14 protein-coding genes and 1 pseudogene are annotated in these 11,972 nt (G+C 60.1%); 8 read left to right on the plus strand and 7 right to left on the minus strand.

What is annotated here, in order from left to right; all coding sequences use genetic code 11:
• Positions 1 to 327: 327 nt before the first annotated feature.
• Positions 328 to 591 (minus strand): hypothetical protein, encoded by a 264-nt coding sequence (locus tag OU682_RS22055; RefSeq protein WP_268944352.1) that lies wholly within the window; start codon positions 589 to 591, stop codon positions 328 to 330.
• Between the two features lie 456 nt (positions 592 to 1,047).
• A pseudogene (locus OU682_RS22060) lies at positions 1,048 to 1,659 on the minus strand (IS5 family transposase); the annotation flags it as partial.
• A gap of 35 nt (positions 1,660 to 1,694) precedes the next feature.
• Here OU682_RS22060 and OU682_RS22065 point away from each other — a divergent pair.
• Positions 1,695 to 2,051 carry a hypothetical protein gene (locus OU682_RS22065; RefSeq protein WP_268944353.1) on the plus strand — a complete coding sequence of 119 codons (357 nt, stop codon included), beginning with the start codon at positions 1,695 to 1,697 and terminating at the stop codon, positions 2,049 to 2,051.
• A 39-nt stretch (positions 2,052 to 2,090) separates the two neighbouring features.
• Here the strand turns inward: OU682_RS22065 and OU682_RS22070 are convergent, their stop codons facing one another.
• Together OU682_RS22070 and OU682_RS22075 are read right to left on the minus strand one after the other, a co-directional pair.
• Positions 2,091 to 2,453: a hypothetical protein gene (locus tag OU682_RS22070; RefSeq protein WP_268944354.1), complete on the minus strand. Its 363-nt coding sequence runs from the start codon at positions 2,451 to 2,453 to the stop codon at positions 2,091 to 2,093.
• Between the two features lie 321 nt (positions 2,454 to 2,774).
• The gene (locus OU682_RS22075; protein ID WP_268944355.1) at positions 2,775 to 4,121 is read right to left on the minus strand and encodes an IS5 family transposase; all 1,347 of its coding nucleotides are present in this window, start codon (positions 4,119 to 4,121) and stop codon (positions 2,775 to 2,777) included.
• Between OU682_RS22075 and OU682_RS22080 the strand changes: the two genes are divergently transcribed.
• From OU682_RS22080 to OU682_RS22090, 3 genes are all read left to right on the plus strand, one after another.
• Positions 4,044 to 4,448, plus strand: a complete 405-nt coding sequence (locus OU682_RS22080; RefSeq protein WP_268944365.1) for a hypothetical protein — start codon at positions 4,044 to 4,046, stop codon at positions 4,446 to 4,448. The two genes, OU682_RS22075 and OU682_RS22080, sit on opposite strands and share 78 nt — an antisense overlap.
• Positions 4,449 to 4,570: 122 nt before the next feature.
• The gene (locus tag OU682_RS22085) at positions 4,571 to 5,323 is read left to right on the plus strand and encodes a cell wall hydrolase (RefSeq protein ID WP_268944356.1); all 753 of its coding nucleotides are present in this window, start codon (positions 4,571 to 4,573) and stop codon (positions 5,321 to 5,323) included.
• A 538-nt stretch (positions 5,324 to 5,861) separates the two neighbouring features.
• On the plus strand, positions 5,862 to 6,191 hold the full coding sequence (locus OU682_RS22090) for a hypothetical protein (RefSeq protein WP_268944357.1): 330 nt from the start codon (positions 5,862 to 5,864) through the stop codon (positions 6,189 to 6,191).
• Between the two features lie 28 nt (positions 6,192 to 6,219).
• Here OU682_RS22090 and OU682_RS22095 read toward each other — a convergent pair whose 3' ends face one another.
• Positions 6,220 to 6,378, minus strand: a complete 159-nt coding sequence (locus OU682_RS22095) for a hypothetical protein (protein ID WP_268944358.1) — start codon at positions 6,376 to 6,378, stop codon at positions 6,220 to 6,222.
• Positions 6,379 to 6,535: 157 nt separating this feature from the next.
• On the opposite strand from OU682_RS22095, the gene OU682_RS22100 reads away from it, so the two are divergent.
• From OU682_RS22100 to OU682_RS22110, 3 genes are all read left to right on the plus strand, one after another.
• A complete protein-coding gene (locus OU682_RS22100) occupies positions 6,536 to 6,742 on the plus strand; it encodes a cold-shock protein (protein ID WP_268944359.1) in 207 nt (68 codons plus the stop codon).
• Between the two features lie 359 nt (positions 6,743 to 7,101).
• Positions 7,102 to 7,737: a TniB family NTP-binding protein gene (locus tag OU682_RS22105; RefSeq protein ID WP_268944360.1), complete on the plus strand. Its 636-nt coding sequence runs from the start codon at positions 7,102 to 7,104 to the stop codon at positions 7,735 to 7,737.
• A 1-nt stretch (position 7,738) separates the two neighbouring features.
• Positions 7,739 to 8,524: a TniQ family protein gene (locus OU682_RS22110; RefSeq protein WP_268944361.1), complete on the plus strand. Its 786-nt coding sequence runs from the start codon at positions 7,739 to 7,741 to the stop codon at positions 8,522 to 8,524.
• 224 nt (positions 8,525 to 8,748) lie between these two features.
• Here the strand turns inward: OU682_RS22110 and OU682_RS22115 are convergent, their stop codons facing one another.
• Entirely contained in the window at positions 8,749 to 9,750 is a 1,002-nt protein-coding gene (locus OU682_RS22115) for a hypothetical protein (protein WP_268944362.1), read from the minus strand.
• Positions 9,751 to 10,071: 321 nt separating this feature from the next.
• The gene (locus tag OU682_RS22120) at positions 10,072 to 10,524 is read right to left on the minus strand and encodes a DUF1236 domain-containing protein (protein WP_268944363.1); all 453 of its coding nucleotides are present in this window, start codon (positions 10,522 to 10,524) and stop codon (positions 10,072 to 10,074) included.
• Between the two features lie 585 nt (positions 10,525 to 11,109).
• Between OU682_RS22120 and OU682_RS22125 the strand changes: the two genes are divergently transcribed.
• Positions 11,110 to 11,661 (plus strand): PRC-barrel domain-containing protein, encoded by a 552-nt coding sequence (locus tag OU682_RS22125; protein WP_268944364.1) that lies wholly within the window; start codon positions 11,110 to 11,112, stop codon positions 11,659 to 11,661.
• Positions 11,662 to 11,972 lie beyond the last annotated feature (311 nt).

Below are 11,972 nucleotides of genomic sequence, written 5' to 3' on the forward strand. Positions count from 1 at the left end.
GCCGCCGGTTGGGTGGGTGTCAGTTCACCCGGAGATTACGCCACTGTCCAATTTCTACCACTTCCGAGACACGACCGGCCTGCCATGCGTGGAGCATCCGGTAAGCATGCCGCGGCAGAGCAACATGGCCATTGCGTTCCCGGGCATTGTAAGCCGCACTCACCTCGAGTGATCGGCCGTCGCTACTCGGAACAAGCCTACCATGAAACGAAGGGCATTCCAAAATGAACCGCTCCGGGCGGCACTCTTGCAAAATCCGCCGTGTCTGAGTTCAAGTTACGATATGCTTGCTAAGAACAGCACGGCGTAGAGTTTGATCTTTGGTTTTTACGCGTATGCCCGATTATTGGCCCGATAGGGCGGGCGAGGCTGGATCGGGACAGCGCGATCTGCAGCCTCATCCAGGGCTGACTGCAGTTCGGTGTGGCGGCCATGATGGGTGATCTTAAAGAAGAGAGCGTCGGGAGGTGAAACCTCGACCACCAGGAAGTTTGTCTCGCCATGTACTTCCACCCGAAAGCGACTGTCGGCGATGAGCACATACTCTCCTTGAGGGCATTCGGGGATTGTCTCGAAATTGAACAAGTTCACTCTTTTCCTCCCTAATCACTGATGAGCCGGGCAAAGCTGCGCAGCCCAACTCGCAAAAAAATCCAATCTCTTTTTATGTTACCCAAAACGGTGAACGGGACATTTTGGTAATTGTTAACGCAGCCCTACTGCGGAAGTGTCGCCTAGTTGTCACTTCGGTGACCCTGCGATGAGTTCGGCATCATCTTTTTGCAAGTAGGCCCAGCAAAGGAAAAGGTCGGAAAACTTCCACAGCCGACCTGCCCAAATGGACAAGTTCTCCAACGTATAAAGCTGAGACAATACTCAACCATCAGCCGAGCGGCTTTTGGTTGTGTGGTTTCCGAGTTTTCGCCTCTCGGCTGACTGACCCAAAGAATTACGGCCCCGGCCCTTGCGCACCAGGGTGGCCTTTCAGGTCCCTGGTGCGTTTTTTTCTGTTCGCCAGTCGGAAAGTAGGGTCTATCCCCATAAACATCAGATCCAGAATATGACGATGGCGGCCAGGATGATGACGTTGAGGAAGATGTCTGCGCAACGTTCGTAATGGGTGGCGATGCCGCGCCAGTCCTTCCGTGGGCCAAAGGCATTCTCAGTGCGGTATCGCTTCCGGTAAAGGCGCTTGTTGTATCGGGCCGGCTTCCTGCGCTTCTTCCGGGGCGGAATGCAGGGTCGGATGCCACGCTCCCTGAGGCCGTTTCTCAACCGGTCGGCGCCATGAGCCCTGTCTCCAGAAAAACGCTTGGCCGGCGGCAAGTGTCTCGGAAGCACGAGAGCACCCCGGCTGTCAGCCATCTGCCCAGGCGAGAGGAAGAAGTTCAGCGGCCGGCCTTTGCCGTCGCATGTGCAGCCCGGAGTTAAGGCCGCCTTTCGTGCGTCCGATCGCCCGAGGACGATCCAGTCCTTCGGGAGAACGATCGCCTGGATCGTTTCCTGAGCCGCGGACTTTCGAAGACCGGCCGCGGTGCGGTGCGCCTTTAGGAATGTGCGGTCCATCATCACCGTATCGCCTTGAGCGCCCGGTTGCGCCAGTTCCTGAAACATGCTCGCGAAGATGCCCATCCGGGACCAGGGGGCGGACCTGTTATATAGCCTACGACTTCGACGACAGCCCCTTCGACACCGTGCTCTCGATCTGCAACGGTCTCGACAAGGTCGGAAGGCTGCGCGACCTTCCGCCCTTCCTCCACCGAATGCGGGCGCTGCTCGGCGACGGCGGCCAGCTGATCGTCGACTCCTTTGATCTCCGGATCACCGCGGATGGCGCAGCCCGGGCCCGGATTGCCGCAAAGGCGGCGCAGGGTCGCTACTTCGGCAAGATCGACCTGCGCTTCTCCTATGCCGGACGGGTGGGGGTACCCTTCACCGTGCTGCAGGTCGACGCCGAAACGCTCAGGGAAATTGCGCGAACATGCGGGTTCGGCTGCGACATCCTCCAACGTCGTGGGGGACACTATCTTGCTCGCCTGGTACCCCTATGACGCCCACGAGTGCCGTTCGGGAGCGGCGGCATGGAGCCGTTATGCTTGTAAACAGAGAGCGTGCTGCCTGTTGGCAAACTCAATAATCGCCTCTGTTCGATCTCTCGGGGCGGAGAAAGCAGGTGTCTTATAAGCCTCGACGACGACTACGTGCATGAGTTTATCAAATCCGCTGCCTGAATTGAAAAAACCCAGAGCGCGGGAGATAGGAACTCCTATCTGACGGTTCTCCATGATCATTGCTGACATATGAGCGTAGTCGCCGCAGAACGCCTTATCCTTTGTTGCGCGCGTCTCAGCCAGCATCTTGGCGCTACCACCGGTAGTCGTCGAGCGAGCAGGTTTGATATATGAGCAGGAAGCAAGAACAGCCAATACCGTCAGACTATAGATAAATCTCATTTTCTGTCTCCAGAACTGAGATGATCCTATTCCTCATCTGGCCCTGCTCAACGATTCGTTGCGTCATCCTTGACACGCTGCCGATATCGCGGTGAGCGGAAAATTATCCTCCCGACAGCCGATGAAGGCTCGTCGAACCGCATGTATTCGCCGCCGAGATAACAGGTTTCGCGCTATACCAGCCAGCAATCTGGGCAGCCGCGCATCCGTCAGATTGCCTGTCGCCCTTTCGGGGCTAGTCGTGGATAGTGTCGGTCCTCACGCTGGTGGGCACCGCGTGGTTGAGGCCGTCGGCAGGTACTGAGTCGGCTCTGAACAACCTTATCCGCCAGCCGATGCTTCGCGTTGGGGCGTTTCGGGCCAGATCATCGCCCCGATCAGATGAAAGAGCAGGACCCAAGGAGCCCTGAGATGGGCCAGGACCTTGCGGATATTGTGACCGCAGGCGCAGAGGACGGCGAAGATTGCGTCGCCGATGCGCCCCTTCAGCGGACACCTGGCGAGGCGACCATCGCTCTTCATGTGCCCGATCTCAGGCTCGATGGCGCTTCGTCGCTTGAGGAGCTTTGCCAGAAGCGGGGTGATGCCGCGTCTCGTGCCGCTGATCAGGACTTTGGTGGTCTCCACGCCATGGCCGCGATAGCCGCGGTCGACGACAGCCAGAGCCGGCACCTGGTCGGTCAGGATAGCAACCTGCTCCAGTGCAGGCGCCAAGGTATGACCGTCGTATGGATTGCCGGGAAAGCTGCGGGCGCCGACAACAAAGCCCCCATCGAGAGTGGTGGCGAGGCTGACCTTGGTGCCGAATTCGTATCGGACCCGCGCCTTGCCCTTGGAGATGCAGTCGACCTCGGGCTCGTGCAGGGCATAGATCTTGTTCTTGCTCTTCGGCGTCTGCTCGAGCAGGCGACCGACCAGCCAGAGCGCCTCCAGCACCCGTCCGCGCAGCGTGCCTTCGGGGATGTCTTGGAGGTAGCGGCGCAGGTCCCGGCGCACTCGGCCAACATAGCCCTTGAGTTGGCGCAGGGCCTTGCGCATGCGCTTGAACTGCCGGGCATGGGCATACCGTCCGACCTGGGCGGCCAGCCGCGGGGCAAGCCGCGCGTAGCTCTGGCGCAGCTCGACCCCGGCCTCTTTCGCCAAGCCCGCCAGCAGGGCGCGGGCGCGCTCGTAAAGCCGCGCATCCGTGGGATGGGCGATGGTCTTTTCCATCACGGTCGTATCGACGGCCACCCGCTTCAGGCTCTTGTCGGTGACCGCGCCAGAAGCCCGACCTGCCTCGATGGTCTTGGTCAGCAGCCACTCCACCCCTTCCTCGCCGATCCGCTTGCGCCAGCGCACCAGCGACGAGGGATCAATTGGAGGACGGTGCTGGAAGAACGTCTCGCCAGTGAAGTGCTGGTAATACGGGTTCTCGACCCACCGGGCGACGACTGCCTCGTCAGAGAGCTTGAAGGCGTGCTGGAGATACATGAGCCCCGCGACCAGGCGGGGCGATGTCGCGGGTCGACCCTGATGCGAGGGGAAGAAGGTTGCCCATTCCCGTTCAAAAAACTCCCAGTCGATCAGCGCCGCAAGCTTCACCAACTCGTGGCGCGCATCAATCATATCGACCAGTCGTGGGCGGAGCAGGTCATCCTGTTCAGGGGCGCGGGAATGAGGCTTCATCGGCGACCAGAAATTGCAAGGTTTCTGGCCAAAGAATACGAAACCCTGCAATTCAAAACGAACAGAACCGCAGCTTCCGCAGGTGAAATCAACGAACTACGAGTTGTTCAGGCCGGACTCGGTAATGATCCAGGCCAGTATGTTGCCGCAAGACGTCTGTTTGAACGTTGCGGCAGTTCTAATGTCCAGACATCTCAAGCCGGCCGCGGGAATCCACCCAAGCTGGAACGGGATGATTGCCAAGCCGAAGCAGAAGGATGGTGTTGTATCTGGTTGCTCGGCTTCGCTTCTTGTGGGGTCAAGCGGCGGAACTTGCGGGCGCTTTGAATTCCTGATCGGGGCGCAAGGTCGGCTCAGGTGGAGGATCGGCGTTGATCTGCCCATCGCGACCAATCTTGGAACGCTCTTGCCCTGAGTGCCGTTTCCGAGAGGATCGAAGGAGTAACCCTATGATCCGAGAGGTCCTCGTCACGGCCATTGCCCTTGTCGCTGCCTGGAACTCAAGCAGCCTGGTCTTCGCTCGCGTGGACGAGAGCCAGTTCCGCCAGCCGGTGCCGCGTGTCGCGGCGCACAGATCCTCACCTACCCCCCATTCTGCTCTCCACGCCATCGGCGATGCACAGCCGACCCTCTCGGAAAACCGCTTCAAGACTCCTGCATCCATGCCGTCCCCGCTCGCGCTCAGGAGTGCCTCTTCTCCCCTGCCACGCCCGGCGCAGGTCGAGACGGCTCGCCCGCATCCGCGCCCCGCCACGGCGGTGCAGATCCTGAAGGGCGCCCCCATTCCCCTGCCGCCGGCATCCTTGCGCAACGCAAGCGATCTGTCCTGCATCGCCGTTGCCATCTACCACGAGGCGCGCAACCAAGACGACTTCGGTCAGCGGGCCGTCGCCTCGGTGATCCTTCAGCGCGCGGCGCTGCCCCACCGATGGGGTCGCACGGCCTGCGAGACCATTGTCCCGACGCAGTTCAACTTCCTGACCTCGCGTTACGATTACCCATTGATCGACGACATGGATGCCTGGCAGAAAGCGGTGCAGTTCGCCGCCCTTGCTCTTGTCGAGGGGCCGATGCCGGAACTCAAGGGCGCGGATCATTATCATACCACGGCCATCACCCCGGAATGGGCGCCACACATGGTGCGCGTGCGGCTGATCGACGATCACATCTTCTACGTCGATCCCCGTTCTTCCGCGCTTTAAGCTGTCGCCTCTCTGCTGACGAGCAGTCGATATAGCCCTTTCCGGTCACCCGGAGGCTATGTGCCGTGCCCGAGCGAGAGCCTCTTTCAGCTTGCGCGCAAGAGGCTTCAGCCTGGCATGGGTTTAACTGCAATGTTTCGCGAATGCTCCGCCGGTGCCGTCGGCATCGGAAGCAAGCATGCCGCTTGCGCTGCCGTAGATGATGCGGTCCGAGGCGTCGCGCCTCAGCGCCGACGTGGAAGCGGGCTTTGTCCCTAGATGGCCCTACAGAAACTGGAATTGAACGGTTCCGTTTTATTTGATCCCAAGGAGTTGTCTTTAAGGACAGTGCATCCAATGGGCGTCTTGCTCGTTGGAGGGGAGAATCCCAGCTGAAGAAGGACCCTCCCGATGGTCAACTTCCTGATCTCGACCGCCGTGATGTTTCTCGACGCCATGATCATGTTCGGATTGGCGGTGGCGGCAGTACCATGACAGCCTCTCCTATATCCGTCGCCTAGAAGCCGCGCGCGATGTTTTCCTAGTGCGCGGGCTCCTCGTGCCTGACGAGAAGTTCCCTGCCGAGCGAGAGATCAGCCTCCTGGGCCAGGCTTTCCAGAACGCGGTAGCCATCGCTGTTCATCGCGATCCTTTGTTGCCGCCGCCCGGGCTTGCTGGTGTTGCCGCCCCAGCTGAGCTTTCAGGTCGTGAGGCCGTCTGCCACCCGACCACGGAGAACGAAACGGCTCTTGCCCGTCTCGCAGACCTCCACGGCGAGGTCGGCGCGCTCAGCGGCGGCACCGCCTGCCAGCTCGACACAGACCTTCAGGCCTCGGCGCGAAGCCTTGCCAGCATGTTCGGAATAGACCAGCGGTCCGCGCGGATATGATCGGGCAGGGGTGGCCGCTTGCGGCGCTCTAGAGCATGTTCGAGCCGGCGCTGAAGTTCGCCACCTCCCGGCAATGCGACTCCACGTCGTAGCGCGGCATGGCATCGGCAAGTGCCGGAACTGCGGTGGAAATAACCGCAAGAAAAAGGGCGGCGGTCAGAGCTTCGCCTATCATTTCCTTCTTCATTGGTGAGGCTATCCAGCAGGAAAGGCGCGGCGCGAGCAACGTCTTGCCGATGATTTCAGCCCTTCATTTGCAGACCTTACCCAGCGTCAACAAAGATCTTGAAATGCCGCGCTGCAGCGGGCATTCCAGGACGCGAAAGCCAAGAGGGAGATCTTTCATGCCGACGGGCACAGTCAAGTGGTTCAACGCCGACAAGGGTTACGGCTTCATTGCGCCGGAAAACGGTAGTGGGGACATCTTCGTCCATATCAGCGCTGTCGAGCGAGCAGGTCTGCGAGGCCTGAACGATGGCCAGAAGGTGTCCTATGAGACGGAGACCGGGCGGAGCGGAAAGACGAGCGCGGTCGATCTCCAGCTGCTCTGAGCGGCTGTGACCGCTCGGTCCCGGATGCCGGTTTTCCGGCATCCGCTGCCGGTCAGATCGAGCCCAGGGGCGGCACGCCGCCAAGGCCGCTGAAGACCGGATCGGCACCAGGGCCCTGATCCACCCGGTAGTCCGCCGACCCGTTCTGGAGTTCGGGCGGCATGTATCCCTAGAGGAACTCGGCTGAGCCCGTGAGGTCATGCCCGACGCCTGACATCGTGTTGCAGCCCGCGAGCAGGGTCAGGGCGGCGATGGCCGGTGCGAGCCGCGCAAGGCGGAAGCTTGGATCCGGGTATCTCTGCACGGCTTATACCAACGGCCTTATGCATAGACCGCTTTTGCGTATTTGCGCGTAGCAATTGATCGGACAGGATGGGGGCGTTTGCAAAGGCATACCAGGCGTCGCAGCATCGGTCGATGATGTCGTCGTCGGTGCCCCATCGTCGACGCTGAGCTTGCGGGCCTACGGTATTGCCTGGCTGGAAGTCTGGGTCGTGGGCCTTCTGCGCGACCTCGGGATGCGGATGATCATGATTGACGAAGTACACAACTTCTTGGCGGGCAGCCATCGCCAACAACGCCGCTTCCTAAATGTGCTTCGGTATCTCAACAACGAATTGGAGGCGTCACTGGTCTGCTTCGGGGTCAGCGAAGCGGTCGACGCCATTCGTGGCGATGTCCAGTTAGCCCGGAGACTGGATGAACACCACCTGCCGAACTGGCGCGATGATGCCGAGTTCTCGGACATGATCCAGACCTTGATCGACGCCATGCCGTTCGCGGAAAAGTCCAATCTGAAAGTCAAATCGCTCAAGCAAATTCTCGCGCTGACTGGCGGTGTGACGTCGCGCATCTTTGCCCTAGTCAAAGACCTGTCCATCGACGCGATCGTCACCGGCGAGGAGTGCATCACCGACGACGCCATTGCGAAATGGACACCAGTCTGGTCGCGTCACGCGAAAACCCAACGGCGGCTCGAGAAGTCTGGGGCGTGATGTGCAGCTTCTTCCGAAGACGGTTGCGCCACTGCCGGATGAACTGCTTGCGGGTTGGCTGTCTCGACTGGCCGCTTCCGATCATTGCGAGGTCCCGGACCTACTGGCACATCTCCAGATCGAAGCTCGGCATGTTGCCACCATGGACTTAGAAGTCGAAGCAAGGGCTGCGGAAAGGATTTTCATGGCGGGGCGCATCGACCCCGCGTGCGTGCAGTCGATGACTTTCGCGGCGATGCCGGAAGCGACGATGCGGCTTACAGCGCAGGTTCCTTTCCAGGCTTGCCCGGCCCGCACGGCTCGCGATCTTGCTCTGAAACACTGGCGTCGGGCATGGGCGTTCGATTGCCAGGTTTGCGGTGCTCGACTCCTGCCGACCTTCGCCAAGCAAGACGGCGAGGCAGCTTCCAAGAGGCTTGTCGATCGTGCGCGGCACGGGGCAGGGGTGTTGAAACGCGCTGCGAATTCCAGTAGCGCAAGCCAACTACACCGAGCCATGCGGGCGGTCACCTTCGCAATGGGGCTCAAAGCCCTTCGTGGCGATCCAGCCTGCGCACTTCAAAGCTCCATGCCGGAGGTAAGGCTTTTCTGCCTCGTAGCCGTTGGGGGGCGCCAGTTACGTCCCTTGGCAAAGGCAGCATTGTTCAGCATAGGCGCCGACGATTACGCGCGGATTGCCTTGCTTCGGGCTTACGAAAAAGAGCTCCGGTTGCTTGCGACAATCAACCAAATCACCCGGAGAAAACCAGGACGCACCCGCCTGCCGACCGCTGTGTCTCACACTTAACAGCAAGGACTGCCACCGAACGTGCCGCGTCTCGGATTTAAGGACAACGCGACACCTCGGCTCTGGATCTGTCGGAGAGTGTCATTGCAAAAGGACGGGATATGGGCGGGCGTTGGAGTTCTTCAAGTGGCACTGAAAACAGCCGCCTGCTTAGCGGCGGCTGCATCATCTCTCCTGCAAGGGCGAGCCTGATCTATTGTCTCTTTCTTCGATGGTCCCAATGGTTACAGAACGGCCCGCGCGATGCGGATCATCTGAAGAAGCTCGTAATTTGAGTCGTTCAACCGCACGACTTGTCCGTTCACAACAGCGTAGTTTTCATTGTCACCCAGCTGCGGCAGACGATACAGGTTGATCAGCTCATCTTGGGTCAGGGCTGCCGTCGGGGCGATCGGCGCCCCAGCCACAAGGTCTGGCACCTGTGCCATCTGGTTCACCAGAAGCAAGGAAGTGTAATCTTTCTGGTCGAGCAGGACAGGCAGTCCGTCGATCAGAGCATACCGCTGGCCATCAGCTGCGGGGTCGAGATCGAAGAGTGTCGCGATCTGGTCCGATTGCAACAGCAGAAGCTCAGGGTCAGGGTCGACGTCGGCTTGAGACCTGAGCCATTCGTCGCGGCGCTCGACCCAGATCGTGTCGTATTCATCCTGATCATAAGATACCCATTCGTCGTAGGTTACACCTTTCCTGGCCAGACCAGGCGGGACGCAGGGCGGATCCTTCTTGGCAAGTCCCGGGGGGCAATTGCGGTAGGTGATGAGCTCATCCTCGGGGATATCGGATAGCAGCAACTGAGGGGTAGCCAAGGCGAGGGCCGTCGCGCCCAGCACGCGCTTCATGTCGCGACCTGCGGGAGTCGGGATGGAGACCATGCGACCGAAGACCTCTTCGCGCTCGGCCGCAGTGAAGCCTCGGCGGCCGCTGGCACCCCTGCCGTCTCCATGCGACGCGTGCTCGACGCCCTTGCCGTTCGTCTTGAGCTTCGGTCCACCTGCATGCTCGGGCTTCCCGTTGCCGCGGTTGCTGTTGCCGGCATTGCCATGACCGTTCTTGCGCGCCTTGTCGTTACCGTGCCCATTGCCGTTGTTGTCCTTGGCCAACCAGGTCTGTTCGCCAAACGACGTTCCAAAGCGTGCCATGTCGCCCTGTGTATGGATCGGGCCGGCGGCGAGATGTGTCGATGTTAAAGCCAGCGCAACGGCGCTGCTGATAAAGAACTTGTTCATGTCAGACGCCTTTTTTCATTTGGGAAATCAACAGGGCCGTCCAGCGACGCGTTCTTTTGGCTCTGGGCATCAATGACTTGTATTGCGCAACGCCAACTGATGCCGGCTCGTCCCTACTCTCTAGAATATCGAAATACGTCAGCGCTTCAGGCCAAAGCCCTTCACCGGACCTTCTGACGATCAGCCCGGAAGCACTTGGAACAGGCGTCAAAATGAACATGTCGCATCGGTGAGAACGTTACCTCGCGGACGTCAACTGGAAGATCGCTCACTTAAGGTCCGCTGCAGGCCGGCGTCATCGCCGGCCTGCCTGAGGAGGTGTCACTCGTAGATATAGACGATCTCGCGGCTTTGCGGCTCGACCAGGACGGGCCGCTCGTCGACATAAACGTAGCTGTATTCGGAGTCAGGGATCGTGTGGATCTCGACCGTCTCCGGCACCTGGGTGCCCACCGCGACCTCTCCGTCAATGACCACGGACTCAACTTTGTTGTCCATAACGTAGGTTCGTGTCTCAGGCGTCAGGGCGTCTTCGCTGATGTCGCCCATGACGCCCCCAGCGACGGCACCGACTGCCGCGCCCACAGGTCCACCCACGACCGCTCCGGCAATCGCGCCCGAAGCCGCGCCGCCTGCGGCACCGCCGCCCGTGGTGTCGGCATCGGTCTGGACTTCGGTGACCGAGGGGGTCTCAGTCACAACCGTGGTTTGTGCAAGGGCAGAGCCCGCAACAAGGGCTGCAACAAGGGACGTGGTAGACAGGATCGACTTCATCTCTGATCTCCAGATTGGTATTATTGGGACCAATTCCCTGTTACGACAGCCGGTTCCATGAAATCTCTGTCTGCTGGAAAGTGCTCAATCCACGCGACAGGACGGATACACCATCGAGCTGACCCTGCGCCGCTTCGCGCCATCTGCCTGAACCGGCGCCAGTTTGTCCTCCCGAAAGCGAACCTCGTGGTCATCGCAGCAGCACACCATGCCGTTTCGGGCCGCTCCGGAGTTCGATCAGCACGCCCCAGGCCTCATCAGCTGCTTCCAAGAGAGCGCCACTTGCCTGCAACAGGCAAAGACCTGCAGACGGATCTGGTGCACGTCTTCCGCCATTCGCTTGCCTCAGGACATCTGTTCGGCTGTCTGCCCATGACGTCAGGAATGGAGATGGCAGGTCTTTGTTCCAGAGGCTCGATGCTCTCTCAGTTTTCCTGTCCTGCCCCCAAGAGACTAGGTTCGCTCATGATTTCATCAGCAGATGCGGAATAGTGTCGGCTCTGCGGTGCCCGCTTTCGGAACCTTACCATCGTCTGACCGGTTCTTCGGGTATTCCCCTCGTGGGTTTGCTGAAGGAGATCGTCAATGAAAAAGCTTCTGACTTCGACCGCCCTGATGGCCATGCTTGCAGGTCCGGTCCTGGCGCAAACGACGGCAGAGCCAGCACCCGCCACCACTGAGGCACCCGCCGCGGATGCGACAACGACGACCACGGCCCCTGCCACAACCGAAACGGCGCCCGCTACCGATGCCGACACCACTGCAGCATCGACCGAAGCCGGCTTCGGCTACATGGCGGCCCCGACTGACATGTCAGCCGAAACCTTCATCGACAAGGATCTGTACGTCACCGAGACCGATCCAGACACCTCCGCTACCTATAACGAGGCCGACGAAGGCTGGGACGACATTGGCGAGATCGAAGACTTGGTGATCAGTGAGACCGGCGAGGTCAAGGCCGTGCTGATCGATATCGGCGGCTTCCTGGGGATAGGCGAAAGGACCGTTTCGGTCTCGATGGACCAGTTGCGCATGATCCGCGACGGCGACTCCGAGGACGACTATTTCATCGTCTTCACTGCCAACCGCGCCGCGCTTGAGAATGCGCCGGAATTTGAATGGCCGGAACGTGACTGACCCTTCCGTGACTAAGAAAGCGACCGGTCCGGGGCGCAATGCGCCTCGGGCTCTTTTTCATTCCCTTGAGGCTTGCTGAAGAGGCGCTTGGCAGCGCTCTCTTTCAAGACACCGTTGCGGTGCTCCGGGGATTGCAGGAGGGAGCGGTGACGCCAGCCGTTCAGAAATCTACATCCGGGGAGTGCAGCCCATAATTCAGTCTCCCGTGAAGAACTTGGCCATCAGTTTCTCCAAGGTCGTGTCTCGGAAGTGGTAGAAATTGGACAGTGGCGTAATCTCCGGGTGAACTGACACCCACCCAACCGGCGGCT

This window comes from Paracoccus benzoatiresistens, assembly GCF_026913015.1.
Taxonomy (GTDB): Bacteria; Pseudomonadota; Alphaproteobacteria; order Rhodobacterales; family Rhodobacteraceae; genus Paracoccus; species Paracoccus benzoatiresistens.